Source organism: Kocuria sp. CPCC 205263 (assembly GCF_040981075.1).
GTDB lineage: Bacteria > Actinomycetota > Actinomycetes > Actinomycetales > Micrococcaceae > Kocuria > Kocuria rosea.
Genome location: NZ_JAVKPV010000018.1, coordinates 13,412 through 38,296, shown reverse-complemented (window position 1 = coordinate 38,296; position 24,885 = coordinate 13,412). Strand labels below are relative to the sequence as shown.

Sequence of the window (24,885 nt, the reverse complement as noted above, 5' to 3'; positions counted from 1 at the left end):
CAGCACGCTGAGCCGGACTACCACTTCGGCTCCTTCAGCACGCCCGCGCTTTGACCCGATAGATCGAGGTGGTGAGGCCCCGCCGGAGCGCCACCACCTCGATTCCGTTCCCAGCTGGAGGCACCGTGACCGCACCCGCCCCTGACGACGTCGACCCTCTCTCCCTGGGAGTAGCGGTTGGGAGGGGCCGCCCCAGATACCATGGGCTGATGGCCACCAGTGAACAGCAGACAGTGGACAACACGGCGGAACCCGCCGATGCCGCGTCCGCTTCGGGTCCCGGGGCACCTCCCCCTGGTCGTCTCGAGCGCTCCATCGGTGAGCAGGTCAAGCACTTCCGGGCCGCCCTGGGGTTGACCGCTTCCGACCTCGCCGAGCGCACCGGGTTGTCCAAGGCCATGATCTCCAAGATCGAGAGCGCCTCAACCTCCTGCTCGCTGACCACACTCGACCGGGTGGCCTACGAGCTCGGCATCCCGGTGACCGCCCTCTTCCGCGGCGTGGAGACCGAGCGGCAGGCCTCCTACACCAAGGCCGGGGAGGGTGCCGTGGTGGTGCGCAGCGGCACCCGCCGCGGACACGAGTACAAGATCCTCGGCAGCCTGCGCAACCGTGAGGACGCCTTGGAACCGACGCTGGTGACCCTCACCCGCGCCTCCGACGTGTTCCCGCTCTTCCAGCACCCAGGCACGGAGTTCCTGTACATGCTCGAGGGCGAGATGGAGTACACCCACGGGGCACACCAGTACCGCATGCTCCCCGGGGACTCGTTGCTGTTCGAGGGCGAGGCACCGCACGGGCCGGCCAAGCTCGTCACCATGCCGATCCGGTTCCTCGCCATCGCCGACCCGCACCCGACGACTCGCCCCTGAGCATCGACCGGCCCACAACCGATCGCGGCGTCACCTCGTCCGGAACACGCCGTGGCCGTCGACGCCGTGGGCCGACCCGGCCGCCGGGGACGCCCAGCCGGCGTGGACGGCGAGGGCGTCGGCCAGGGCCGCTGCTCCGGCCCGGGCGTCCTCGTCCTCGCAGAGTTCCTCCGGGGAGTGGGAGATCCCGGTGGGGTTGCGCACAAACAGCATGCCCGTGGGCACATGGCTGGACAGCACGCCTGCATCGTGGCCCGCACCGGTCGGCAGCAGAGGGGAGCCGCCGGTGGCGGCAGCCAGACCGGAGGCGATGGTCGTGTCGAAGTGAACCGTGGTGCTCAGCGACTCCTCGGTCAGGGTCACCGAGCATCCTTCCTCGGCCGCGACGGCGCGGGCCGCGGCATAGATCTGCTCCACCACCGCGGCCGTCACGGCGTCGTCGGGGTGGCGGACGTCGAGCCAGAAGTCCACGCGGGAAGCGATCACGTTGGTCCCGCCCGGTACCGGCTGCAGCCGACCCACGGTGGCCCGGGCGGAGTCGTGGAGCACGGCGATGTCACGCACCGCCACGACGGCGCGGGCGGCCGCGACCATGGGGTCGCGCCGGTCGGTCATCAGCGTGGTGCCCGCGTGGTTGCCCTGCCCGGACACCGAGATCCGCCAGCGGCCGTGACCCAGAATGGAGGAGGCCACCCCGACGGGTGCCCCCAGGTCCACCAGGCCCCGGCCCTGCTCGACGTGCAGTTCCAGGAAAATCCCGATCCGGTCCAGCCCGGCCCGGTCGACACCGACGGCCTCCGGGTCCTGCCCGTTGCCGCGCAGGACGTCGGCGAAGGTCGTGCCGTCGCCGTCCTTGAGGTTCAGTGCCTTCTCGGGGGAAATGGCCCCGGTGAACAGGCGGGATCCCAGGCAGGCGATCCCGAAACGGGAGCCCTCCTCCTCCGGGAACACCGCGACGGCGATCGGCCGGGAGGGGGTGAAGCGGCGTTCGCGCAGGATGTCGACGGCCGCCAGGGAGGACGCCACGCCCAGTGGTCCGTCGTAGGCGCCGCCGCCGGGAACGGAGTCCACGTGGGATCCGGTGACCACGGCGTCCGCGCGTTCGTGGTCGGGGACGTCCCACCAGGCCCAGACGATCCCGTTGCGGTCGGTCTCGACGTCGAGGCCACGCCGCTGGGCGGCCTCCACGAACCACGACCGCAGGTCCAGTTCGGCCGTGCTGTACACGGGTCGTGAGTAACCGCCACGGGTGGGGTCCCGGCCGACATCGGCGATCGAACCCATGAGGGAGACCACCGACTGCGCAGTGCTGGAAGAGGAAATCGGGGCGGTGGTCATTCTCTCAACCTTCCAGCAACCATGAAGCGGCTGCGTCGTTGAATCGAGCGATGCCTTTGTACTCCGCGAGGTCCTCCGGCAGGGTGCGCAGCACCTCACCGAAACGGGTACGCCAGGCCGGTACGGTGGCAAGGTCCCGGAGGGACAGCAGGTGTGTGCGGATCAGGAACAACAGGGCCCCGGTAGTGGGGACCTTGATCAGGTGCTGGACCTCGACCCGCAGGTGCAGCCGGTCGGCCAGTGCAGGGTCGCCCCCCACGAGAGAACGGTCCCGCGCCCACTCGGGGTAGCTCTCGGTCGAGGTGTCGAGACGGCGGTCGACCGTCATCGTCCAGTTCGTGCGGCGGTAGGGGTCTCCCGGTTGGAGGTTGATCATGAACTGCTCGGCCCGTTCGACGATCCCCATCGCGGCCGCCCGGGGCACGGGCCCGTGGATTTCCCGGAAGGGCAGACCCACGTTGAAGCCCATGGACCAGTCCGCGGCGAAGGACACCACCCCGGCGTCCAGCCACAGGGCGTCCTCGCGGTGGTCCAGCAGCGCGAAGTCCTCCTGGATCTGCGTCGAGATGAACCGCAGCGCGCCGCCGGGTAGGGAGTCGTCGTCGCCGAACTCGAAAGACAGGTCCAGCTGCTGGAGACGGTTCACCCATCGGCACCGGTCGCCGGTCCGCTCATAAGTCATCTGCTCGGGGTAGGTCGCGGCCAGCTCACCCAGCAGGTAGTGCAGCGTCCCCCACACACCGGGGCGCATGTGCGGCATCTGCGCGGCCCGGGTGGGGTCCCGGTCCAGGACCACGCGGCGGGCCGAGATGTCCCGCAAGTAGAACTCGTCCACCTCGACGATCCGATCGCCCCATCCGCCCCCGGCGGTCGGACTCAGCCGGCGGGCGGGTTCCACGTTGACGCTGTACATGTACTGGTCGTGCGGGAACGGGAACGGGAATCGGCGCACGCGCTCGGGCAGCGACGCCACCGGCTGCCTTGTGGTGGGGCCCGCAGGATGGGTAAGGGCTTCAGTGTTCACAGATCCACTCCGAGTCGGTCACCAATTGCCCTGGAGACGCAGGGCATCGTCGTGTCGTTGGTCGTCTTGTCCTCCGCGGACAGGTAGCTGTCGCGGTGCAGCGGGGTTCCGGAGGTGACGGGGATCTTGCACTCCCCGCACACGCCCTGGCGACACATGTTGGGGATCCTCAGGCCCTCATCCTCCAGCGCTTCGAGCATCGAGACGCCGGAGGGCACAAGCACTTCCGTTCCGGTGCGCTGCAGATCCACGACGAACGGCTCGCCGGGATCTAGGGCTTCGGCGTCGAAGATCTCGTAGTGCAGGCGCTCCTCTGGCCAGCCGAGCCTGCGGGCCGTGGTGAGCACGGACTGGATCAGGCCGTTGCCGCCGCACACGTAGAGGTGGGTGCCCATGGGTTGGCGGGCCAGTGTGCCGGTCAGCTCCTGGATGAAGGTCTCCCGGCCCGGGCACGCGAGGAGACGGTCCCCGCACAGGTCCCGCAGTTCCTCCAGATGGGGGGAACCCCCATCGCGGAAGGTGTAGAGCACGGTGAAGGAGTGGCCCCACCGCACGGCTGTCTTCGCGTGTGAGAGCACCGGGGTCACTCCGATGCCTCCGGCGATGAGGAGATGGTGGGTGGCGGTGGCGCGCGGGGCGAACCCGTTGCGCGGTTGGGAAGTCTGGATGCGATCCCCAGGTCGGAGTCCGTGAATGAACACGGAGCCCCCACCACCGTCGTCCTGGCGCAGTACCGAGATCGTGTACTCGGCCGGCGCGATCCCGGATCCGGTCAGCGAGTAGGCGTTGATCTTGGTTGCACACTCCACGAGTAGATGACTCCCCGCCACGAACTCCGGCAGGGCCGTGCCGTCTTCGGCGCCCAGCACCACTGATCGCACCCCTGGCGCTTCGTCCTGCACCGCGAGCACCACCAGGGCCAGGCCCTGCCGTAGAGGCAGAGGACGCCGGTAGGTGCTCAGGACCCGACTGGTCACAACGTTCCTTTCGTGGTGCCGCTGACAGAGTGAGTCGCTGGGCGGCACGGACTGATGCGACCGGCCGGTGCGGGTGAGGTTCCGGTACAGCACCTCACCCGCACCGGGCCGGTCAAGTGAGTTCTTCAGCGTTGGACTCGGCGCCCAGATAGGCCGTCAGACCGCGGGAGAAGTGATCGAACACCTCGAGCTCACGCCGGCAACCGCAACAAACCGTCGTGCCCTCGACCGCCCGCCGCATACGAGTGACGGTCCGGCAGTGCGGGCAGTACACCCGCCGGAACTCATCCGGGCGGGGCAGCAGAAGGACTTCCGCAGGAATCATGCCGTTGCGCACTGCATCGGTACGGGCCGCGAGGACATCAATTTCCGGGCCGGCCAGCACCAGACGGGTGCCCACGGTGGCTTGCCTTACCTGGTGGACCAGCCACTGGGCCTCGGCCTCGCCATACGCCGAAGCCTCCAGCTCGGCGCAGACCGTGGCGGCGCGTTCAGCGCCCAAGTGCTCCAGCATGCGGGCGCGGTCCTGAACGGAGAAGGCAAGGGCGATCCTGCCACGGACGTACTCGTCGTTGCATGGTGGGACGAAACCCTCGTCGATCACGGCTGACCCTGAAGTGTGCCGAGCGGGCTCAGGCCGCGAAGTCGCGGTCGCCGGTGAAGAAACCGAGAGCGTAGTCGTCGGTCTCAAACTTCACGTTGGTGCCCTTCGGGAAGAACAGGATGTCCCCCTGGTCGGCCACCGTCTGCTCCCCGGTGGACAGGTCTGTGAGCTTGAACTGACCCTTGACCACGTACTTCATCTCGTCATAGGTGTACTCGTAGATCAGGGGTTCACCGGCCTTGAGCTCGAAGAAGCCGCTGCACATGGTGGAACCCTCAGGGTTGGCGTAGGCGTCGCCGATGAAGGCATTGACCCCGGGCTCGTTCATGGGGGGGATGTTCTCGTGAGCGTTTTCCACCTTGTGGATGGATCCGCCTTTGGTCATCATGCCGAGAAGCTGCTGTTCCATGTTTTCTCCCGAGAGTGAGGCAGGATTTTTCCCGCTGTTCAATAAAGGTAATTCTCAGTTGACGATAAGGGGTTTCGGTCCGGTAAAGGCCCGGTTAAGTCCCCGCGCCTTTCCCTGCGCACCACCGGTTTCAATGGAGCCCCTTCCGAGTAGGCATAGCGCTTCCTCGGCGCTTACCGAGCGGTAGGACTGGGTGATCCGGGTCCCCGTACGGCAGGATCGGCGTTCTTCCCACATCTTTTGTCGATGCATGGGATCAACCTCGTTCAGTCGCTGCCGGAAGGTGTCCAGCCACAGGCGGAGGTCGCTCACGGAGCTGGGGCCTGCCCCCATGCGCAGCAGCTCCTCGTCGTCACGGTCGGCGAACCCCCAATAGCACCGGTGGGGTTCGAGGACGTCCTCCACCATGGACTCGCAGCACTGCGCGTCCGTGCTGATCACGGTGTCCGGGTTGGGAACCTGCCCGGTTGGGGAGTATGCGTAGGCAGAAACCAGCTGCTCCCGGTGACTGGCCGCATCCGTCCACCCGCTGGGCGCCTCCCACACCCACTGCGTCTGGGCGCTACTGTCGGCAGGAGGCCTGGGGCGGTCGGGGACGAGCAACCGGGTGATTGCCCGGTCGCGCACCGCCCCGAGGATCTCGTACGAATCTTCCGACAGGAACACCTCTCGGCGAGCCGGCCAGACGTCCATCGGGGAGTGGTCGCCGAAGCGGCCACCGGCATGGAAGACGAACAGCGGTGGGTACTGGTCGCGCCGCCGCCCCGGTTCCACGTCGTAGAACAGCGCGGTGGCCAGTTGCAGCATCAGGCTCGCCCCCAGCGCGCCTAGCGGCTCCTGCACCACGACACCGATCCGGTCATAAGGCGTCCAGTCCGGCAGGACATGGTGCCCGGAACATGGGCGGCCGCCACGGTTCGTGGTGAACAGTTCCGGATATAGGAGTACCGATACGTGCATCGCCGCTCGCCTCAGACTGTCTGCTTGGCAGCCGAGACCGCTGTGGACAGGTAGCGTGCCAGGGAGTCGTCCATCTCCATCAGCCACGGTGTGTGGTGCGGGGCGGCGGTTGTTCCGGTCATCACGGAGCGGTGCACCTGGTCGCGGTAGCCCAGGATGTCCTCCGACTTGTGCTGCAACCAGTCCTTGAACAGCTGGGCTACCGCGTCCAGATCGAAGCCCGGGTAGTCGGTGCGGGTGATCAGGTCTTTGACGTAGTCGGTCTGGAAGTCGACCTCGTCCTCGTGTGTCTCAGTCGCCTCCAGCTTCTTCAGCCATGCCTCGACGTCCGCCGATTGATCGGCCACGGCCGGCACGGCGGTGGCCCCGAGGACGACGTCGCGTACGAACCAGGCCTGGGCGTCGAACATGTTGAAGGTGAAGTACTGGTCCTGCATGCCCACAAAGAACAGATTCGGGTCCTTCTGGGAGACCACTCCCTTGTAAAGCCCGTCGGGGTAGAGGTTGTTGGGGGTGCGCAGGTCCAGCTCTTCGGGCAGGAACGGGAAGGTGTGCCGGTAACCGGTGCACAGTACGAGCGTGTCGCAGGTGCCCTCCGACCCGTCGATGAAGGTGACCTGCGACCCGTCGATCTTCTCGATGCAGGGTAGCTCGCGGACCCGGTCGGGCCAGGAGTAGCCCATCGGATGGGTGCGGTAGCTGAAGGTGATGGAGCGGGCGCCCATCTTGTAGGCCTGCATGCCGATGTCCTCCGCCGAGTAGCTTGAGCCCACCAGCAGGACGTCCCTGCCGGCGAAGGCCTCGGCGCCGCGGAAGTCGTGAGCGTGCAGCACCTGGCCCGGGAAGGACCGGATGCCGGTGATTTCAGGGACGTTCGGGGACCAAAAGTGTCCGGTGGCCACAATCAGTTTGTCGACCGTGTACGTGCGGGTTCCTCCGGTGACGAGGTCTTCGACCCGCAGCGTGAACTGGCCGGTCGCCGGGTCGCGGTCCACCCAGCGGACCGCCGTCGAGAACTGGATGTACTGGCGCACCCCGTCCTTCACGGCGCGGCCGCGGATGTAGTCGAGCAACGCCTCACGGGGCGGGTAGGAGGAGACGGGGCGACCGAAGTGCTCGTCGAAGCTGTAGTCGGCGAACTCCAGGCACTCCTTCGGCCCGTTGGACCACAGGTGGCGGTACATGCTCGAGTGCACCGGCTCCCCGTGCTCGTCCAGACCCGTGCGCCAAGTCGCGTTCCACTGTCCGCCCCAGTCGGCCTGGCGCTCGAAGCACAGGATCTCGTCGGGGACCGGGCCCCCCTTGGCGCGGGCGGCTTCAAAAGCGCGCAGCTGGGCCAATCCTGCCGGACCGGCGCCGATGATGGCGACTTTGGTGCTCATGGTGTTCTCCTCGTTCAGCGGGGGGTGCGAAGTGGTGCCTGGGTGTGACGGGGCCCCGTTGGTAAGGATTTGAGGGGCGGGGGGCTGGGGTTCAGGATCGGGCGATAGCGTCTATGCCCTGTTCGCCGGTGCGTAGCCTCTCCACATGGCGCAGGTCGGTGACCCACAGCTTGCCGTCGCCGATCTCACCGCTGCGGGCAGCGGTGCGGATCGCATCCAGGGCGGCGTTCTCCTGCTCGGCGGTGACGGCGAGCTCGATCTTGCACTTGGGCAGGAAGTCGATCCGGTAACCGGTGCCCCGGTAGTACTCGGTAGACCCGCCCTGTGCGCCGTGACCGCTGACCTCGGTGACAGTCATTCCGGAGAGCCCGATGCCCGACAGGGCGGCCTTGACCCCCTCGAGCTTGGCGGGCTGGATGATAGCGGTAATCAGCAGCATCAGAATGCTCCTCCTGTGTGATGGTTCGTGGCCGGTCAGGTCAGTTGCGGGCCAGGTGGTAGGCGGACTCGGCGTGCAGGACGGTGTCCAGGCCGGTGAACTCCGTCTTCTCGTCGACCCGCAGTCCGATGACCCGATCGAGGGCCTTGGCGATGACGAAGGTCATCACGAAGGAGTAGATGCAAGTCGCTCCGATGGCGACGAGTTCGCGCCAAAGAATGTCCCAGCTGCCGCCGAAGAGCACACCGGTGACTCCGGCCGGGGCGGCTGCGGCCCCGAAGACGATGACGCAGAAGGTCCCGACGATCCCGCCCAGGCCGTGGATGGCGAAGGCGTCCAAGGGTTCGTCCACCCGCAGTCGGTTGAGCAGGGTCATGAGGCCGCTGACGACCGCGCCGGTGAACAGGCCCACGAGCAGCGCCCCGATCGGGCTGACGGCATCGGCCGAGGGAGTGATGCCGACGAGTCCAGCGACCAGCCCTGAGACCAGACCAAGGGTGGTGGCGCGGCCTTCGCGCAGCTTCTCCACGAGGGTAAAGCCGATCATGCCGGTGCAGCCGGCCAGCAGGGTGGTGAGCACCACGTACTGGGCCAAGAAGTTCGCACCACCGGCAGTACCGCCGTTGAAGCCGATCCACCCCACCCACAGCAGGCCGGCACCCAGGACGACGAGAGGGAGGTTGTGGGGCCGGCCGGGGTAGGCCTTGCGTTTGCCCAGAACCAGGGCCAGGGCCAGGGCGGCCACGCCGGCGTTCATGTGCACCGCGGTGCCCCCGGCGAAATCGTGCAGCTCGATGACGTTGCGCAACCATCCGCCGACCGTGCCGGCTTCCTCGTCACTGAAGGCGAAGACCCAGTGGGCGAGCGGGCAGTAGACGAGCAGCAACCAGATGGCGGAGAACACCAGCCAGGCGGAAAACTGCATCCGCCCGGCCGCGCCCGAGGCCACGATGGCGATGGTGATGGCAGCAAAGAGGATGTAGAACGCCCCCCAGTAGGTGCTCCCCGCCCCGTCGTCGACCATGAGGGCGGAGAAGCCGAGCAGATCAAGAGGGTTGCCGATCAGGCCCAGGCCGAACACGGAGTCCCCCAGGACGAGTCCGTGGCCCACCAGGACATAAACGACAGCGGTGACGGGCAGAGCGCTCATCACCATCATGATCATGTTGAGGGTGTGGCGGGTCCCGAGCATGCCCCCGTAGAACAGGGCAAGCCCGGGGAACATGACCAGAACGAGAGCAAAGGCTGCCAGCAGCCAGGCAAGATCAACGGCTTCCAAGTGAAAATCCCTTCAGGAGGGGAGGTGAATGTAGTTCAAGATTTTTCACCACAGGAAACCCATGTCGATTTCAAGGCCGTAAATATTGAGTTGCGTTCTGGCTCAACTCGCGGCCTTTCGCGTAGCGCCTCTGTGTAGACCCCCCCGCAAGGATTGGCTCCGCTCTCATGCCAAGCCTGGGACTCGTTCAGATGGTCATCGGCGGGGGCAGTTCGCGGATGCGCCGGTAGAGGGCGACATTTGACATGCCCAGATCCCGGGCGACATGAGTGGCCGGCTCCCCGCCCTCGATCAGCCACACCCTGCTGCGGACATGACTGTCGGTGAAGGTGGGACACCGGCCGCCGAGGTCCTTGCCGGCCACCATTCGTTTGGCCACCAAGTCGGTGATCCGCTCCCGCTTGATCTCCAGTTCCATCTAGGACAGAGCGCCATGATGGTGAAGACCATCGACCCCATCGGGGTGGAGGCGCCCACATCTCCCTCATCCAGGTTTAACACCCGCAGCGCCTCGGCGAGAGCCCGCAGGTGCCCACACAGGAGCCCCTACCGCGGCACCGCGATGGCAGGTCCAAATCGGTCGGACGGGAGTCCAAGTAGAAGTGAGAACTTCCGTGGCTGAGTGGCCTCTAACGGGCCATATGTAAAGCGGTTCCCCTGAGGCTGTACGGGTCCGGTGTCCGCGTCTACGGGGGGCGAGTCCGAGGCCGTTGTCGCCGTCGACCCCGGGACCGATGGGCAAACGGTATCGGGGCCGACGGCTTTCATCGGTGCTGCCGCCCGTTGTGCTGGACCGGATCGATGGAATCGTCGCCTCAGATGGGAGGTGCCATCCCGATGGCATCCGTTGCGGGACGGTGGATCTGCAGCCGTCTCGGTGTCGCCGGGCCCGGCCGCGGAGCCGACCGGCGAGCTCAGGCCTGCGCGCCTCCGGTAAGCCGGGGGTCGGGCCCGTACTGCTCGGGGACACCGAGGTTCTCGCGCAGGGTGGTGCCTGCGTAGTCGGTTGGGTAGACGCCGCGCTGCTGCAGCAGGGGCACCACCTCGTCGACGAAGGCGTCGATGCCGTCCTCGTAGATGTCGGGCGAGACCCAGAAGCCGTCGGCTGCTCCGGCTTCGAACCACTCTTGCAGGTGATCGGCGTGCACGGCTGCGGGTCCGACCGTGGTGGGGTGGTAGTCGATGACGCCGTGGGCGAGGATGTCGCGGATCGTCCACCCTTCCCGGGCCACCTTCAATGCGGGTTCGGAACGCGGGTCCATCGGGGAGGCGTGGGCGGCCGACAGCTGCTCTCGGGTGAGTGGCTGGTCCAGCTGGTTGCGGTCCAGCGGGATGCCCAGCATGCCCCCCAGGTGAGGCACCCGCGCCTCGAGCACCTCCCCCGCTATCGCGATCCGGCGGTCGAGGCCTTCGCGCACGGTCGGGGCCACGGTGGTCATGAGCCCGGCGAAGTACTTGATCTCATCGGGATCGCGGCCGGCCTCTTCAGCGGCTTTCCTGACCATGGCGCGCTGGGCGCGGGCTTCCTCGATGGTCCAGACTTCGGCGATGAAGCCGCTGGCGTAGCGCCCGGCGATCGACAGCAGGTGCGGGCTGGGCCCGCCCGAGGTGAAGATGACCGGCTGGCCCTGCTCCGAGGGCGGGATCCCCAGGGGGCCGCGGGAGGCGACGTACTTACCCTGCAGGTTGATCGGCTGCAACTTCGAGCTGTCGATGAACTGTCCCGAGGCCTGGTCCTTGATCCAGGCGTCCTTTCCCCAGCTGCCCCACAGCGCCTGAACGATCTGGATCGACTCGTGGGCCCGCTCGTAGCGTTCGGACCGCTCGGCGACCGGCTTGCCGTAGTTCGCCGCGACCGCCGGGTCGCTGGTGGTCACCGCGTTCCAGCCCGCACGGCCGTGACTGAGCACGTCCAGGGCCTTGAACTGGCGGGCGTGGTTGAACGGTTCCTGGAACGTGGTGGAGCCCGTCGCCACGAACCCGATGTGCGAGGTGGCCTGGGAGACGGCGGTCAACGCGATCATCGGGTCGATGATGTTGCTGATGGTCGTGTGCTCGACGCCGGGGCGCACCGCCGGGAAATCGGGGGTGAAGAGGAAGGCGAACTTGCCCCGCTCCGCGGCCTGCGCGTAGCGGACGTTCGCCTCGATGTTGGCGTAGTTGCTCGGATCCACCTGCGGGGCCCGCCACGCGTTGTTCAGGTTCCCGTATCCGTCGACAAGGGACATGCCGAGAATGATTTTTTGGTCTGCCATGGTGTTGCTCCGGTGGTTGAAGGGTCAGCGGGCGAGCCGGTGGGCGTTGCTGCCGAAGAAGACGAGGGGGTGCTGCTCGGCGTCGCGACGCAGCTCGAGCACCCGCAGCAGGGTCAGGACGTGATCGCCGGCCTCGATCTCGGTGTCGAGCTCGACGGTGAGCCTGGCCAGGGCGCCGGCCACGAAGGCCGCCCCGGCGTCGAGGTCCATGTCGATGCGGTCGAAGCGCTCACGGGTGGGCCGGCGCAGCTCCTGTAAGATCTGCGTCTGGTGCTCGCCCAGCACGCTGATCCCCCAGCGGGGAGCTGCCCGCAGCAGCGGCCAGCTCGTCGAGGTGTGCGCAAACGAGATGGACACCAGCGGCGGGTCCAGGGAGACCGAGGTGAAGGAGTTCGCGGAAAGACCCACGATCCTGCCCTCGACTGCTGCGGCGACGACGGCGATGCCAGTCGGGAAGCCGGCCAGAACCTGCCGCATCGTCTGCGAGGTCACGAGGTGGGGTGAAGGCTGTGTGCGTTGCATGGCTCCATCCTGCAACATTCACACCTATGTGAATGTCAAGTCGGGGTGAGGGCATGCAGATCGGTGAGCTGTCGGACAGGACCGGGGTGGCAACGCGCCTGCTGCGCTACTACGAGGAGCAGGGGCTCATCACACCGCGGCGGCTGCCCAACGGATACCGGGACTATGACAACTATCTCGTCGACCGCGTGCTCAAGATCCGCGGCCTGCTCGACGCCGGGGTCCCCACCCGCATCATCGGCGACATGCTGCCCTGCCTGCATCAAACGCAGGAGATCGTCGTCGAGAACCCGGACCCCCGCCCGCGGGCCGTGCTGGTCGAACAGCGCGACACGATGATCGAGCGCATCGCCTTCCTGGAGCGCAACCGTGATGCCCTCACCCGCTACATCACCGCGATGGACCAGGCAATACGGCCCACCACGTGACTCAGGGCTCGGCATGGCCCTTGTCCTCGGGTGTTCCACCCCACCAGCAAGAGCAGTGACCCACACAGACGGACGTGCAGTGCCGCTCAACGCACCGAGGAGGCCCCTCGGGTGCGCCGGACCGCTGTGGACGAGCAGCCGCCCAGAAAGCAAGCACCGTGAAAGGGGCGATCGTCGGACGACATATGCATCATGGGTTCAAGCAGTCCAAGCGACCTCAGATCGTCGTCGCTTGCGGCAGCTCCCGGATCCGCCGGTAGAGCGTGGCCCTCGACATCCCGAGGTCGCAGGCGACCTGGGTGGCCGGCTCCCCGCCTTCGATCAGGCGCACGGCGTTGCGGATCTGGGAGTCGGTGAAGGTCCACCGGCGCCCGCCGAGGTCCTTGCCGGCGGCCCTGCGCTTAGCCACCGAGTCGGTGATCCGCTCTCGCTTGATCTCCAGTTCCATCTGCGCCAGCGCCGCCATCACGGTGAAGACCATCGAACCCATCGGGGTGGCGGTGTCCACGTCTCCCCCACCGAGGTTCAGCACCCGCAACCCCGCACCTCTCCCCCGCAGCGCCTCGGCGAAGGACAGCATGTGCTGGGTCGACCGCCCTAGACGGTCCAGCGTGGTGATCACCAGCGTGTCACCCTTTTCAAGCGCAGCAACCGCTCGGTCAAACTGCGGTCGTGACGCACGGCTTCCAGACACTCCGCTGTCGACATACACGTCATCGCGCCGCACGCCGGCGTTCAGTAGGTCAGACACTTGACGGTCCGCATCCTGCTGCCGCGTTGACACTCGCGCATACCCGATCAGCTTCCCCAAGTCCATCCCATCTGTCTCGCAACTAACGTTGAGTATCCAATTCTAGGGGCAGGGATAAAGCACATAGCTACGAGACAAGCCGAACCGCGGAAACATGCGGGCGCAAATTTCTCGGACGAGACGTCTCGCATCCCTTGGGACACACGACGCCAATTCATCCGGACCCTTGGCGGAACAGGCACCGGCATCGCTCCGGCGATCAGCCGCCCTGACCGACAAGTTCCCCGACATGGACGTCCCGAGAGCTCCTCAACCCTCGGATGCCCACCGCTCGGGCGTGGGCGCCGCGGCTCGTGGTCGAATGGTCGGGCGGCCCCGATCAGGGCCGTGGAGCCATCCTCGTCCCACGGAGTCATGATGACCACTGCACCCTCGGACCACGCCACTGACGTCCTCGTGATCGGGGGCGGCAATGCCGGGATCTCCCTGGCTGCACGACTGCGCCGCAAGGGCATCACGGACATCGTGATCGCGGAGCCGAAGTCCACGCACCACTACCGGCCGATGCTCTCCTACGTGGGCGCCGGACTGAAGAGCGTGTCGCAGATGTCCCGGGCCCAGCACCGCGTGATGCCCCGCGGCGTGCGATGGATCCAGGACCGTGTCCAGGCACTGGATCCGGCGGCACGGACGGCCACGCTGTCCTCCGGCGAGCACATCGGCTACGGGGACGTCGTGATCTGCGCGGGCTCCACACCGGACTGGGACCGTGTTCCCGGCAGTGCCGAGGCGATGGCCGGCCCGCACGCCTCGACCAACTACACCGTGGAGCTGGCCCCCAAGACCTGGGAGCTGATCCGCGAGATGCGCCGCGGCCGGGCGCTGTTCACCATCCCGGACGGCCCAGCGCCCACTCCGCAGATCGGGCAGAAGATCCTCTACCTGGCCTGCGACTACTGGCAGCGCCAGGGTGTCCTGCAGGACATCGAGGTGACCCTGCTGACGCCCACCGCCACCGTGTTCGGCCAGCCGGACGTGGACCGGGTGCTGCAGCCCTGGGTCCGGCACTACGGCATCACGGTCCTGACGAGCGCCCACGTGCAGTCGATCGACGCCGGCTCCCGCCGGCTGCGGGCCACGGTCGACGGGACGCCCCGGGACCTGTCCTACGACCTGCTGCACCACTGCCCCGTCCACCGGGCCCCGGCCTGGATCACCGACGCGGGACTGGGCGCCGCGCCGGGCCCGGGCACCGCTTGGGACGGCTACGCGGACGTGGATGTACAGACCCTGCGCCACCGCCGTGTGCCCACCGTGTGGGCCTGCGGGGACGCTGCCGCACTGGAGACCACCTCGTCCGGCGGGGCACTGCGCCACCAGACGAAGGTCCTCACCGAGAACCTCCTGGCCACCCGGGACGGCCGGGAGCCCACGGCCTCCTACGACGGGTACACCGTGACCCCCGTGACGGTGCAGCGGGGCCGGGCCGTGCTGGCCGAGTTCGACCGGGACAACGAACTGGCGCCCAGCATCCCCGGCGTGCCGCTGCTGGCCCCGAACCGCGCCTCCTGGTTCTTCGACCTCGAGGTCCTCCCCCAGGACTACTGGAACGTGATCCTCCGGGGCTTCTAGTGGACCGTTGCATCCAATAGGTGGGACAGAGGTGGCGGGAGCGGGCGCCGCCGGTGGTGCAGTGCCGGTTCACGCGTCACTGCCCGGCACTGGTGCAGTTCTGCCAGGCGGTGGCACGTGCCGCTGCGCCCCACACCCCCGGATCAGGCTCACCGCACCTGGGGCGGTCAGCGATTGTCGATGCTGCTCACCCCGACCTGGATGATCCGCCGCGGATCGTCCTCGCTGAGCTCCAGCACCCGGATCCGCACGTCGTAGCCCGCGACGACCCCTTCGGCCGAGCACGCCGTGTACATCCCGGTGTGGCCGGCACGCAGGGGCGAGGTCTCACAGTCACCCCTGACCCTCGCCCCCAGCCCCGCCTCGTCGCTGATGCGCTGGACCGCGGCCACGGTGACAGGCCGCTCCGTCCGGTACTCCCGCCACATGCTGTCGCACGGGACCACGAGGTCGAAGCAGAACAGTCCGCCGGAGACGTTGTGCGCCTCCTCGCGCCAGTCCGGAGCAGGTTGGACCCGGTCGGCCACCGCGACCATGGGTGCCGTGTCGAGGAGGAACGATGCCTGCATGACGATCACCGGGGAGGCGAGAACGGCCAGAGCCATGAGGACGCGCCTCCCCCACGTCCGGAGCCGGCCGGTGCCTGCCCGTGGTGCGGCGTCGGCTGCATCGCCCATGCTCCGGCCTCCTCCATCGCCCGGGCCCATCGTCCCAGAGTTCCAGACGATCCCGTCGGCGGCCGCAGCATCCGTCCGGGAGGCCCCCGAGAAGCGAGATTCATGCATTCACACAGGATTGTGCACCGCGATATTACTGTCTGGTACTTTTCAGGTGGCACCGGCCCCCACGCCGGTGCAGCGACCCCATGATCCGTTCCCCGGCGGTCGGGGGTCGCCTTCTGCGCCTCGGCGCGGCGGAGCGCTCCTGCCCTCTCCCGGGCAGGAGCGCTCCGTTCCGAGGAACCGGGACGCCGGACGACCCCGGGACCCGTCGAGCGGTGTGCCCCGACGGCTCAGGCGGTCACCGGCGGTAGGACGCCCCGCGGTGGTCGTCGGCCAGCCTCGGCCCGGCGCCGGTCAGCGTTTCGCGCAGCGTCCTGCCCGAGGGAAGGGTCTGGGGCTCCGGCAGCAGGCCGCGGCGCCGCAGCTCCGGCGACACCATCGTGGTGAACCGCTCCAGGTCCGCCGGCCGCACGGCCGCCGAGATGTTGAAGCCGTCCACGCCGGCCTCCTCGCGCCAGCGCTCGAGCTCGTCCGCCACGGTGCCGGGGGCCCCGGCGATGACGGGCCCGCGGCCGCCGATGGCCACGAACTCGGCCAGGTCCCGCACCGTCCAGGTCCGGTCCGGGGACAGCGAGGTGAACGCCGCGAGCGCGGACTGGTTGGCGTCGGTGGCCACGTACTCGAGCGGCGCATCGGGGTCCGCCCCGGCCAGGTCGACGCCGGTCCAGCCGCCGAACAGGGACAGCGCTCCCTCGATGTCCACGTGCCGGCGATATCCGTCGAGCCTGGCCTGGGCCTCGTCGTCGGTCTCGGCGACCACCACGGTGGCCATGGCGAAGGTCTTCACGGCGTCCTCGGCCCGTCTCTGCGCGGCCAGTTCCGTCCGGACGCCGTCGGTCCACCGGCGCACAAGCTGCGGGGTGTTGCCGATGAAGAAGATGGCCTCGGCGTGGTCCACGGCGAACTGCTGTCCGCGCTTCGAGGCGCCGGCCTGGAACAGGAACGGGGTGCCCTGGGGCCCGGGGTGGGTCAGCGCCTGGCCGGGCACGGAGAACCAGGTGCCCTCGTGGCCGATGGGGTGCACGAGCTCCGGGTCCACGAACACCCCGGCGCCGGCGTCGGCCTTCACCGCCCCAGGCTCGAAGGAGCCCTCGAGCAGCTTGTACATGACCTCCATGTACTCGTCGGCGCGGTCGTAGCGCTCGTCGTGCGGGATCTGCCGGTCCATGCCCAGGTTCCGGGCGGCGGAGTCCTGGTAGGAGGTCACCACGTTCCACGCCACCCGCCCGCGGGTGAAGTGGTCGAGGGTCGCGAAGGTGCGGGCCAGCAGGTAGGGGGCCTCGTAGGTGACCGAGGCGGTCACCCCGAAGCCGAGCTGCTCGGTGGCCGCGGCCATCGCCGGCACCGCGACGAGCGGGTCGAGCACCGGGTACTGCACTCCCCCGCGGGCCGTGGCCTCGGCCCCGCCGCCGTACACGTCGTAGACGCCGGGGACGTCCGCCAGGAACAGCGCGGTGAAGCCGCCCTCCTCGAGGGTGCGGGCCAGCGATGTCCAGTACTCGAGCCTGTCGAAGCCGGCGACCCCGGCCTCCGGGTGGCGCCACAGTCCCGGTGACTGGTGCACGGGCACCATCATGTCGAAGGCGTTCAGCAGCAGGGGGCGGCTCATACGGTGGTCCTCTCGGGGGTGGTCCGGGTGGCGCTCGCGGCGGCGGGGGTCGCGAGGGCCGGGTCGGCCGCGGTCCGGCCGGCGTGCAGATCGGTGAGTTCGGTGCCGCGCTGGTCCCGGGCGGGATCCTTCGCGGCCAGGGCGGCGACGACGGAGAGCACGGCCAGCACGGAGAGGTAGCCGGCGATCAGCCACGGGGTGTCCCCGCCGGCAGCGAAGAGCAGGGCGGCGATCAGCGGCATGAGCCCGCCGCCCAGGACGGTGCCGACCTGGTAGCCGAAGCTCACGCCCGAGTACCGCACGTGCACGGGGAACTGCTCAGCGAACCAGGCCGCCTGCGGTCCGTAGATCGCGTCGTGGACGAGGTTGATGCCGAGGATCACCACGAGCGGCAGCAGGGCGAGCGGGCCGGCCTCGAGGAACGCGAACAGCACCCAGCCGAAGACGCCGATCGCCGCGTAGGCGCTCACCGAGACGACCTTCCGGCCCACCCGGTCGGACAGCCAGGCCCAGAACGGGGTGGAGAACAGGCCGATGGCCGAGGCGATCATCACCGCGGTCACACCCGCGGCGCTGTCCCCGCGCACGTCCCGCAGGTAGGTCAGCATGTAGACCGTCACCAGGTAGTAGACGGCGTTCTGGGCCAGGCGCAGGCCGATCGTGACCAGCACCGGGCGGCGGTGGTGGACCAGCAGCTCCCGCAGGGGGGCCTTGGCCACGTTGCCCGAGGCCCGGTGCTCCAGGAACTCTGGGGCGTCGGCCACGCCGAGGCGGATCCACAGGCCCACCGCCACGAGCAGGGCCGAGAGCAGGAAGGGGATGCGCCAGCCGTAGGCGGCGAACTGCTCCTCGCTCATGACGTTCTGCACGATGAAGAACGCGCCGGTGGCCAGCAGCATGCCGGCGGAGGAGCCGATCTGGGTGAAGGACCCGAAGAACCCGCGGTGCCGGGCCGGTGAGTGCTCCACGCTCAGCAGCGCGGAGCCGCCCCACTCGGCGCCCGCGGACAGGCCCTGGAGGATGCGCAGGAGCACGAGCCCGACGACGGCCCACCAGCCGATCACCTCGTAGGTGGGCAGCAGGCCGATCAGGGTGGAGGCCACGCCCATGAGCAGCAGGGAGGCCACCAGCAGGGCCTTGCGGCCGATCCGGTCCCCCAGGTGCCCGGCGATGATCCCGCCCAGGGGCCGGGCGATGACCCCGACCGCGAGCGTGGCGAAGGACGCCACGATGCCGCCGAGCTCGGTGGCCATGGGGAAGAACTGGACGTTAAAGACGAGTGCGGCGGCGGTGCCGTAGAGGTAGAAGTCGTACCACTCGATGGTGGTTCCGGCGAAGGCCGAGGCCAGGACGCGCTTCTTGCCGTGGACGATGCTGCTGCGGCCCGGGGCGGCCGTGGTCGTGGTGCTCATGCGTCAGGCTCCTGGGGTTCGGTCGGCGACGGTCGCGGCGTCGGTCGTGGCATCGGTCGCGGCGTCGGTCTTCGCGTCGCCGATGGCGTTCAGGCCCTCCGGCAGGGTGCCGTTGATGAGGTAGTCGCCGAGGGCGCGGGCGCGGAAGGCGATCGGGTTGTGGGTGGCCACGGTCTGGGCGTTGCGCCAGTGCCGGTCCAGGCCCTTGGCCGTGGACGTGGCGGAGGCGCCCACGGTGAGGAACAGGTCCTGGGCCGCGCCGAGCGCCAGCTCCGGCACGGTGACCTGGGCGTGCTCCACGGCGATCTCGGACTCGTGCAGCGCCGCCGGGAGGGTCCCGGTGAAGTCCGGCCGGTCGGCGCCGGCCGCTGCTGCGGCGGCGATCCCGGCGTCCAGGGCACGGGCGGCGTGCAGGACGGTGGCCTCGGCGGCGAAGGCCTTGGCGGAGATCCGCCCGGTGGCCTCCTGGATCAGCGGGTCGTCGCGGAACGGCAGGCCGAGCCCGGTGTTGAAGGTCCGCCGGCGTCCGGCGATGGTCTCCACCGCGTCCCTCCGGGCCGCCCGGGCGATGCCGGCCAGCACGGCCAGCAGCACGAGCTGGAAGAAGGCGGCCTCGTGGACGGCCTCCGCGCTGCCGGCGGTGCGGTCCAGCACGGCGTCGTCCGGGACGCGCACCCGGTCGAAGACCGCGGTGCCGGTGCCGGTGAGCTTCTGCCCGAAGCCGTCCCAGTCGTCCTCGAGCGTCACGCCCTCGGCGTCCGTGGCGACGACGGCGAAGCGGCGCCCGTCCCGGCCGTCCAGGGCGGCCGAGACGCGGGTGTAGTCGCAGAAGACGGAGCCGGTGGCGTAGAACTTCCGGCCGGTGAGCTCCCAGCCCTCGGCGGTCCGGGTGAGCACGGTGTTCAGGGTGCCCAGCGCGTTGCCGCCCTTCTCCGTGGAGGCGTTGCCGACGGTGGCCCCGGCCAGCACCCGCCGGTACCACACCTCCTGGAGCTCCCGAGGCAGGAAGCGCAGGGACTCCACGAAGCCGTGATGGGAGCGGTAGAGGTGGGCGATGTTGGAGTCGGCCTCGGCCAGGTCGACCAGCAGCCGGGTGAAGTCCTCGAGGCTGGCCCCGGGGCCGCCGTGGGCCGCCGGGACGCGCAGGGTGCCGAACCCGGCCCGGTCCAGCCGGTCGACCTCCGCGTAGGGCAGCGCGCGCCGGAGGTCCCGGTCCAGAGCGCCGGCGGCGATCTCCGTGAACAGCGGCCGGAAGTGCTCCCGCAGCCCGGCGTAGTCTCCGGGCAGGCCGGCGGCGAAGTCCGTGCCGGCGCGGGGATGGGCGGTGGTCTCCTCGACCGTGCTCGGGGTCATGCGGTGGTCCTCTCGGTCGCACCGAGGATTGCCGGTCGGCCGGTCGCGCCGGGGCGGGCCCGGTGGCGGCAGCGCCGGACGCTGACGTCACGGACCGACTGCAGATCCGGGATCTCCATCGGTTCTGGCATGAGCACCCTGACCCCTGAGAAGGACGGGTTGCTGCGGCGTCGTCGAGCCAGATCTCTCAACCGCTCTGAATGGGGCACTTGCCATGGGACCAGACCGCCCGGTCCGGGACCAACCGGATGACGGGCGCACGTCACGGAATGTCACGACGGTGTCACAGAAGGTCACGTCGTCCGCAGTGGTGTACCGGCCCGGATCAGGAGATCGGATGAGGAGTCCCGCGCAGGAGTCCGGCTCAGTAGACCGGCTGGTCCGGCTCCACCTGCGCCACCCAGGCGAGCACCCCGCCCTCGAGGTGGCGGACCCGCTCCTCCCGCCCGGCGTAGAAGGACCGCAGCGCCGCGAGCGCGGTCGCGGAGCGGGCCCCGGCCTTGCAGTGCAGCACGAGGTCCGTGCCGCGGGCCTCCGGGGGCAGGGCGTCCGCCCCGCGGTCCAGGATCTCCTGCAGCGGGACGGGCACGGCGCCGTCGATGGCCACGAGCTCCCGCTCCCAGTCCTCGCGCACGTCCACCAGGGCGAAGGACGCCTCCCCGCGCTCCCGGCGCTCGAGCAGCCGGGCCAGCTCGGCCGCCCCGACGGTCTCGGAGGCGTCCGCGCCGGGCAGCGCGCAAACCGCGGCGGGCTGGGCCACCGCGGTGACCGGGGCGGCGTCGGGATCCGGGGTGAGACGCATCTCGCGCCAGGTCATCGCGAGCGCGTCGTGCAGCAGCACCCGGCCGAGCAGGGGCTCCCCGGTGCCGGTGACGAGCTTGACGGCCTCGGTGACCATGACCGCGCCGACGGTGGCGGGGAGCATGCCGAAGACCCCGCCCTCGGCGCAGCTGGGCACCTCGCCGTCCGGCGGGGCCTCGGGGTAGAGGTCCCGGTAGGTGGGCCCGTGCCCGGCCCAGAAGACGCTGACCTGCCCCTCGAAGCGCAGGATGGAACCCCACACGCAGGGTGTGCCGGTCAGGGCGGCGGCGTCGCTGACCACGTAGCGGGTCGCGAAGTTGTCGGCGCCGTCCAGGACCAGGTCGTACCGGCCGATGATGTCCACGGCGTTGTCCGCGTCCAGCCGGGCGGGGTGGGTGCGGACCTCCACCAGCGGGTTGAGCGCGGTGACGGCCTCGGCGGCGGAGACGGCCTTGGGGCGGCCGACGTCGGCGGTCGTGTGCACCACCTGGCGCTGCAGGTTGGACAGCGCCACCACGTCGTCGTCGACGATCCCGAGGGTCCCGACCCCCGCCGCGGCGAGGTACTGCAGGGCCGGGGACCCGAGCCCCCCGGCGCCGACGACGAGCACGCGGGCGTTCCGCAGCCGCCGCTGGCCGAGACTCCCGATCCCGGGCAGGGTCAGGTGCCGGGCGTAGCGCTCGAGCTCCTCGCGGGTCAGTTCGGGGCCGGGCTCCACGAGCGGGGGCAGCGGGCTCACGGCCGCTCCCCCACGGGCGCCCAGTCCCCGCGCGGCACGTCCGCCGGGCCGGCGGCCGGTCCGCCCTCGGGGGCGTCCGTGTCGATCCGCCCGGCCATGGGCGAGGACGCCTGGGCGTGGCGGCGGGCCGGGATGCGCCCGGCACCGGCGGCGAGCCGGCCGGCGAGCACGGCGTGGCGCATCGCGGTGGCCATCGCCACCGGGTCCTGGGCGCGGGTGACGGCGCTGGCCAGCAGCACGGCGTCGCAGCCCAGCTCCATGGCCAGGGCGGCCTCGGAGGCGGTGCCGATCCCGGCGTCGAGCACCACGGGCACGGACGCCCGGGAGGCGATGAGCTCGATGTTGTGCGGGTTGAGGATGCCCAGCCCGGTGCCGATGGGGGCGCCCAGGGGCATCACCGCGGCCGCGCCCAGGTCCTCGAGGCGGCGCGCGACGGCCGGGTCGTCGGAGGTGTAGGCGAAGACCTTGAAGCCGCGGGCCACGAGCTGCTCGGTGGCGTCGAGGAGCTCCACGACGTCGGGCAGCAGCGTGTCCTCGTCCGCGATGACCTCGAGCTTGACCCAGTCGGTCTCGAGGGCCTCCCGGCCGAGCTCGGCGGTCAGCAGCGCGTCCCGGGCGGTGTAGCACCCGGCGGTGTTGGGCAGGATCCGGATGTCGTTGCGCTCGAGCAGCGCGAAGAGGGAGTCGCCCTGGCCGGGGGCGTAGCGGCGCAGGGCCACGGTGGTCAGCTCGGTGCCGGAGGCCAGCAGCGCCTGCTCGAGGGTGTGCAGCGAGCTCAGGCCGCCGGTGCCCATGATCAGCCGGGAGCTCAGCTCGATGCCGTCGAGCACGAGGGGGTCGGGGTGCGGGGCGGTCACGTCAGCCTCCCTGGACGGCGGTGATGATCTCGATGGACTGGCCCTCCGCCACGGGGGTCCGCCGCCAGCGGCTGCGGGGCACGACCGCGGCGTCCACGGCCACGGCCACGCCGAGGCGCCCGCCGTCCAGCGGAGCGCCGTCGGGGCCCAGGGCCCGGCCGACGGTCTCGGCGACGAGGTCGACGACGGTCGCCTCCGCCGCCACGCGGTGCGGGCGGCCGTTGAGGGTGATGGCGGTCATCGGGTACTCCTGCTCCGGGGCCCGGGCCCGGCGGCGGCCGGCGCGGGATCCCCTGGACGGGCCTCGACGGGGCGGTCGAAGCGGTGCGGGTCGGTGGTGGCGAGGTGCCCGGCGTCGGCGGCCGGATCTGCTCCGGCCCCGCCGTCCACCAGCTGCGCGGCGAGCCGGGCGGCCAGCGGGGCGAGCAGGACGCCGTGGCGGAAGTAGCCGGTGGAGACCACGAGCCCCGGCACCGGCGAGTCGTCCGGGTCGCGGACCCGGCCGAGGTACGGGATGTCGTCCGGGGTGCCGGGCCGGGCGCGGGCCAGCACCTCGACCAGCTCGAGGTCGGCCACGCCGGGCACGAGCGCCTGGGTGTCGCGCAGCAGCCGGAACACGCCGCCGGCGCTGGGACCGGTTAGGTCGTCCTCGCGGGAGGTCGCCCCGATCACCACGGTCCCGTCGGCGCGGGGCACCAGGTAGACGGGCACCCCGTGCACCAGGCCGCGGACCGTGCGCCCGAGCAGCTCCGGCGCCCCGGCGGGGACCCGGGCGCGCAGGATGTCCCCGTGCACCGGCCGCAGCGGCGGGTGCCAGTCCTCCGGCAGCCCTTCGAGCTCGCCGAGCCCGGCGCCGGGGGCGAGGACCGTCCAGGTCGCGGAGACCATCCCGCCGCCGGCCAGGCGGACGCCGGTCGCCGCGCCCTCGGCGTTGCGGCGCAGACCCGTGGCGAGGTCGTGGACGAGGCGGGCCGGTCCGCCGTCGCGCGCGGCCGGGAGCCCGGCGGGCTCCGGGAGGTCGGGGAGTTCCGGGGCGACGAGGGCCGCGAGCAGCCCGGCCACGAGGCGGCGCGGGTCCACCTGGTGGTCGTCGGGGATCCGGAACGCCGCGGACAGCCGCGGACTCAGGGCCGGCTCGAAGGTGCGGGCGGCGCGCAGGGTCAGCGGCTCCACCGTCATGCCGTGGCGCCCCTGCAGCGCGCGGAGGTCCGCCAGGGCCTGCCGGTCGGCGGCGTCCACGCCGCAGACCAGGGTCTCGGTGGCCCGGTGGCCCACCGTCCCGCCGGCGGCCTGCTCGAGGGCGGCCACGAACGCCGGGTACTCGGCGGCCGAGGCGGTCATGAGGGGGTACAGGGGCTCCTGCTGGTACTGGACCTCGCTCACCGGGGCGAGCATCCCGGCCGCGGCGCGGCTGGCGCCGGAGCCCGGCTCGGGGTCCACCACGACCACCGAGCGGCCGCGGCGGCGCAGCTCCCAGGCGGTGGCCAGGCCGATCACCCCGGCGCCGACGACGGCGACGTCGGCGCGGACGTGCTCGGGCCGGTCGACCAGCGGGTGGGGCGCGGTCGTGGGGGCGGGGTGTGCGGCAGTCACAGGGAACGTCCTTTCCTCCGGCGGCATGACCCGCATCAGGTGTGGCGGTCGGCGATGGTCGCCCTCTCAGCCCCCGGTGGGGCTCCCGCAGAACCGCTGACCTATCATCAGCGTGTGACCCACCCTACCCGTGACGCCTCCGCCCCCGCCGAGTCCTCCCTGCGAGACACCCGGACGGCCCGCCTCCTCGCCGCCCGGCTGTACGTGTGCACGGACGCCCGCCGGGACCAAGGCGACCTCGAGGAGTTCCTGCACGCCGTCTGTGCCGGCGGTGCGGACATCGTCCAGCTGCGGGACAAGAGCATCGACGCGGACGAGGAGATCGCCGCGCTGGAGCTGCTGGGCCGGGTGGCCGCCGAGTACGACGCCCTGTTCGCGGTCAACGACCGCGCCGACATCGCCGCGCTCGTGGGCGCCGACGTCTTCCACGTGGGCCAGCACGACCTCAGCCCCACCCAGGCCCGGCGGCTCCTGGGCCCCGACGTGCTGATCGGGCGCTCCACCCACGACCTCGGACAGGCCACGGCGGCGCTCGAGGACGCGGACGTCGACTACTTCTGCACCGGGCCCGTCTGGGCCACGCCCACCAAGCCGGGGCGCCCGGCCACCGGGCTGGACTTCGTCCGCGCGGTCGCCGAGCTGACGGAGGCCCGGCTGGACGCGGACCCGGAGGTCCTGCCCGTGCCGTGGTTCGCCATCGGCGGCATCGACGAGCCGCGGCTCCCGCAGGTGCTGGAGGCCGGGGCGCGCGGCGTCGTCGTCGTCCGCGCCGTCACCGAGGCCCCCGATCCCCGCGTCGCCGCCGGGCAGCTGCGCGGTCTGCTCCCCGCCTGAGCCCGGGGCGGCCCGCCGCCCGGCTCACCGTCG

24 protein-coding genes, 1 pseudogene and 2 riboswitches are annotated in these 24,885 nt (G+C 70.3%); of the genes and pseudogenes, 4 read left to right on the top strand and 21 right to left on the bottom strand.

Translation table 11 applies throughout. The annotated features are described in order from the left end of the window. The first annotated feature begins 209 nt into the window (after positions 1–209). Positions 210–872 carry a helix-turn-helix domain-containing protein gene (locus tag RF647_RS18145; protein WP_368812939.1) on the top strand — a complete coding sequence of 221 codons (663 nt, stop codon included), beginning with the start codon at positions 210–212 and terminating at the stop codon, positions 870–872. A 30-nt stretch (positions 873–902) separates the two neighbouring features. On the opposite strand, the gene RF647_RS18140 is transcribed toward RF647_RS18145, so the two are convergent. The 12 genes and pseudogenes from RF647_RS18140 to RF647_RS18085 all read right to left on the bottom strand — a co-directional run bounded on the left by RF647_RS18140 (position 903) and on the right by RF647_RS18085 (position 12,061). Next, positions 903–2,210 carry an allantoate amidohydrolase gene (locus RF647_RS18140; protein ID WP_368812938.1) on the bottom strand — a complete coding sequence of 436 codons (1,308 nt, stop codon included), beginning with the start codon at positions 2,208–2,210 and terminating at the stop codon, positions 903–905. Between the two features lie 4 nt (positions 2,211–2,214). Continuing rightward, positions 2,215–3,183, bottom strand: a complete 969-nt coding sequence (locus RF647_RS18135) for a DUF3445 domain-containing protein (RefSeq protein ID WP_368812937.1) — start codon at positions 3,181–3,183, stop codon at positions 2,215–2,217. Between the two features lie 47 nt (positions 3,184–3,230). Continuing rightward, positions 3,231–4,148 carry a 2Fe-2S iron-sulfur cluster-binding protein gene (locus tag RF647_RS18130; RefSeq protein WP_368812936.1) on the bottom strand — a complete coding sequence of 306 codons (918 nt, stop codon included), beginning with the start codon at positions 4,146–4,148 and terminating at the stop codon, positions 3,231–3,233. A gap of 175 nt (positions 4,149–4,323) precedes the next feature. After that, positions 4,324–4,815, bottom strand: a complete 492-nt coding sequence (locus tag RF647_RS18125) for a dimethylamine monooxygenase subunit DmmA family protein (protein WP_368812935.1) — start codon at positions 4,813–4,815, stop codon at positions 4,324–4,326. Positions 4,816–4,843: 28 nt separating this feature from the next. Next, entirely contained in the window at positions 4,844–5,143 is a 300-nt protein-coding gene (locus tag RF647_RS18120) for a cupin domain-containing protein (protein WP_368812934.1), read from the bottom strand. Between the two features lie 135 nt (positions 5,144–5,278). Then, the gene (locus RF647_RS18115; protein WP_368812933.1) at positions 5,279–6,184 is read right to left on the bottom strand and encodes a hypothetical protein; all 906 of its coding nucleotides are present in this window, start codon (positions 6,182–6,184) and stop codon (positions 5,279–5,281) included. An 11-nt stretch (positions 6,185–6,195) separates the two neighbouring features. Next, positions 6,196–7,566 (bottom strand): NAD(P)-binding domain-containing protein, encoded by a 1,371-nt coding sequence (locus RF647_RS18110; protein WP_368812932.1) that lies wholly within the window; start codon positions 7,564–7,566, stop codon positions 6,196–6,198. A gap of 91 nt (positions 7,567–7,657) precedes the next feature. Next, entirely contained in the window at positions 7,658–8,005 is a 348-nt protein-coding gene (locus RF647_RS18105; RefSeq protein WP_368812931.1) for a P-II family nitrogen regulator, read from the bottom strand. Positions 8,006–8,045: 40 nt separating this feature from the next. Then, positions 8,046–9,284, bottom strand: a complete 1,239-nt coding sequence (locus RF647_RS18100; RefSeq protein ID WP_368812930.1) for an ammonium transporter — start codon at positions 9,282–9,284, stop codon at positions 8,046–8,048. Between the two features lie 187 nt (positions 9,285–9,471). Continuing rightward, a pseudogene (locus RF647_RS18095) lies at positions 9,472–9,791 on the bottom strand (recombinase family protein); the annotation flags it as partial. Between the two features lie 407 nt (positions 9,792–10,198). Continuing rightward, positions 10,199–11,512 carry an NtaA/DmoA family FMN-dependent monooxygenase gene (locus tag RF647_RS18090; RefSeq protein WP_368812929.1) on the bottom strand — a complete coding sequence of 438 codons (1,314 nt, stop codon included), beginning with the start codon at positions 11,510–11,512 and terminating at the stop codon, positions 10,199–10,201. A 51-nt stretch (positions 11,513–11,563) separates the two neighbouring features. Further along, positions 11,564–12,061 carry a flavin reductase family protein gene (locus tag RF647_RS18085; RefSeq protein ID WP_368812928.1) on the bottom strand — a complete coding sequence of 166 codons (498 nt, stop codon included), beginning with the start codon at positions 12,059–12,061 and terminating at the stop codon, positions 11,564–11,566. Positions 12,062–12,114: 53 nt separating this feature from the next. Between RF647_RS18085 and RF647_RS18080 the strand changes: the two genes are divergently transcribed. Continuing rightward, a complete protein-coding gene (locus RF647_RS18080) occupies positions 12,115–12,489 on the top strand; it encodes a MerR family transcriptional regulator (RefSeq protein ID WP_368812927.1) in 375 nt (124 codons plus the stop codon). Between the two features lie 217 nt (positions 12,490–12,706). Here RF647_RS18080 and RF647_RS18075 read toward each other — a convergent pair whose 3' ends face one another. Continuing rightward, the gene (locus RF647_RS18075) at positions 12,707–13,300 is read right to left on the bottom strand and encodes a recombinase family protein (RefSeq protein ID WP_368812952.1); all 594 of its coding nucleotides are present in this window, start codon (positions 13,298–13,300) and stop codon (positions 12,707–12,709) included. A gap of 357 nt (positions 13,301–13,657) precedes the next feature. Between RF647_RS18075 and RF647_RS18070 the strand changes: the two genes are divergently transcribed. Then, complete coding sequence (locus RF647_RS18070; RefSeq protein WP_368812926.1) at positions 13,658–14,872, top strand: NAD(P)/FAD-dependent oxidoreductase; 1,215 nt, start codon at positions 13,658–13,660, stop codon at positions 14,870–14,872. A gap of 167 nt (positions 14,873–15,039) precedes the next feature. On the opposite strand, the gene RF647_RS18065 is transcribed toward RF647_RS18070, so the two are convergent. The 8 genes from RF647_RS18065 to RF647_RS18030 all read right to left on the bottom strand — a co-directional run bounded on the left by RF647_RS18065 (position 15,040) and on the right by RF647_RS18030 (position 24,018). Then, positions 15,040–15,477 carry a hypothetical protein gene (locus tag RF647_RS18065; RefSeq protein WP_368812925.1) on the bottom strand — a complete coding sequence of 146 codons (438 nt, stop codon included), beginning with the start codon at positions 15,475–15,477 and terminating at the stop codon, positions 15,040–15,042. 415 nt (positions 15,478–15,892) lie between these two features. Continuing rightward, positions 15,893–17,263 (bottom strand): LLM class flavin-dependent oxidoreductase, encoded by a 1,371-nt coding sequence (locus tag RF647_RS18060; protein ID WP_368812924.1) that lies wholly within the window; start codon positions 17,261–17,263, stop codon positions 15,893–15,895. After that, complete coding sequence (locus tag RF647_RS18055; protein WP_368812923.1) at positions 17,260–18,675, bottom strand: MFS transporter; 1,416 nt, start codon at positions 18,673–18,675, stop codon at positions 17,260–17,262. Before RF647_RS18055 ends, RF647_RS18060 begins: the two co-directional genes overlap by 4 nt. A gap of 3 nt (positions 18,676–18,678) precedes the next feature. Then, positions 18,679–20,028: an acyl-CoA dehydrogenase family protein gene (locus RF647_RS18050; protein WP_368812922.1), complete on the bottom strand. Its 1,350-nt coding sequence runs from the start codon at positions 20,026–20,028 to the stop codon at positions 18,679–18,681. A gap of 112 nt (positions 20,029–20,140) precedes the next feature. After that, positions 20,141–20,235: riboswitch (SAM riboswitch) on the bottom strand. Positions 20,236–20,392: 157 nt separating this feature from the next. Continuing rightward, the gene (gene moeB, locus RF647_RS18045; protein ID WP_368812921.1) at positions 20,393–21,568 is read right to left on the bottom strand and encodes a molybdopterin-synthase adenylyltransferase MoeB; all 1,176 of its coding nucleotides are present in this window, start codon (positions 21,566–21,568) and stop codon (positions 20,393–20,395) included. Next, a complete protein-coding gene (locus RF647_RS18040) occupies positions 21,565–22,425 on the bottom strand; it encodes a thiazole synthase (RefSeq protein WP_368812920.1) in 861 nt (286 codons plus the stop codon). Before RF647_RS18040 ends, moeB begins: the two co-directional genes overlap by 4 nt. 1 nt (position 22,426) lies before the next feature. Further along, positions 22,427–22,666: a sulfur carrier protein ThiS gene (gene thiS / locus RF647_RS18035; RefSeq protein WP_109244369.1), complete on the bottom strand. Its 240-nt coding sequence runs from the start codon at positions 22,664–22,666 to the stop codon at positions 22,427–22,429. Further along, a complete protein-coding gene (locus RF647_RS18030) occupies positions 22,663–24,018 on the bottom strand; it encodes an FAD-dependent oxidoreductase (protein WP_368812919.1) in 1,356 nt (451 codons plus the stop codon). Before RF647_RS18030 ends, thiS begins: the two co-directional genes overlap by 4 nt. Beyond that, a riboswitch (TPP riboswitch) is annotated at positions 24,014–24,117 on the bottom strand. Its footprint overlaps the gene before it by 5 nt. Before the next feature lie 105 nt (positions 24,118–24,222). Between RF647_RS18030 and thiE the strand changes: the two genes are divergently transcribed. Further along, entirely contained in the window at positions 24,223–24,852 is a 630-nt protein-coding gene (gene thiE / locus RF647_RS18025) for a thiamine phosphate synthase (RefSeq protein WP_368812951.1), read from the top strand. Positions 24,853–24,885 lie beyond the last annotated feature (33 nt).

What these genes read in the sequence shown, in the direction of transcription:
- RF647_RS18090 (WP_368812929.1), bottom strand. Translation starts at nt 11,512, where the DNA reads ATGTCCCTTGTCGACGGATACGGGAACCTGAACAACGCGTGGCGGGCC.
- RF647_RS18060 (WP_368812924.1), bottom strand. Translation starts at nt 17,263, where the DNA reads ATGAGCCGCCCCCTGCTGCTGAACGCCTTCGACATGATGGTGCCCGTG.
- RF647_RS18065 (WP_368812925.1), bottom strand. Translation starts at nt 15,477, where the DNA reads ATGGCTCTGGCCGTTCTCGCCTCCCCGGTGATCGTCATGCAGGCATCG.
- RF647_RS18120 (WP_368812934.1), bottom strand. Translation starts at nt 5,143, where the DNA reads ATGAACGAGCCCGGGGTCAATGCCTTCATCGGCGACGCCTACGCCAAC.
- RF647_RS18070 (WP_368812926.1), top strand. Translation starts at nt 13,658, where the DNA reads ATGACCACTGCACCCTCGGACCACGCCACTGACGTCCTCGTGATCGGG.
- RF647_RS18050 (WP_368812922.1), bottom strand. Translation starts at nt 20,028, where the DNA reads ATGACCCCGAGCACGGTCGAGGAGACCACCGCCCATCCCCGCGCCGGC.
- RF647_RS18110 (WP_368812932.1), bottom strand. Translation starts at nt 7,566, where the DNA reads ATGAGCACCAAAGTCGCCATCATCGGCGCCGGTCCGGCAGGATTGGCC.
- RF647_RS18085 (WP_368812928.1), bottom strand. Translation starts at nt 12,061, where the DNA reads ATGCAACGCACACAGCCTTCACCCCACCTCGTGACCTCGCAGACGATG.
- RF647_RS18140 (WP_368812938.1), bottom strand. Translation starts at nt 2,210, where the DNA reads ATGACCACCGCCCCGATTTCCTCTTCCAGCACTGCGCAGTCGGTGGTC.
- thiS (WP_109244369.1), bottom strand. Translation starts at nt 22,666, where the DNA reads ATGACCGCCATCACCCTCAACGGCCGCCCGCACCGCGTGGCGGCGGAG.
- RF647_RS18145 (WP_368812939.1), top strand. Translation starts at nt 210, where the DNA reads ATGGCCACCAGTGAACAGCAGACAGTGGACAACACGGCGGAACCCGCC.
- RF647_RS18105 (WP_368812931.1), bottom strand. Translation starts at nt 8,005, where the DNA reads ATGCTGCTGATTACCGCTATCATCCAGCCCGCCAAGCTCGAGGGGGTC.
- RF647_RS18055 (WP_368812923.1), bottom strand. Translation starts at nt 18,675, where the DNA reads ATGAGCACCACGACCACGGCCGCCCCGGGCCGCAGCAGCATCGTCCAC.
- RF647_RS18080 (WP_368812927.1), top strand. Translation starts at nt 12,115, where the DNA reads ATGCAGATCGGTGAGCTGTCGGACAGGACCGGGGTGGCAACGCGCCTG.
- RF647_RS18115 (WP_368812933.1), bottom strand. Translation starts at nt 6,184, where the DNA reads ATGCACGTATCGGTACTCCTATATCCGGAACTGTTCACCACGAACCGT.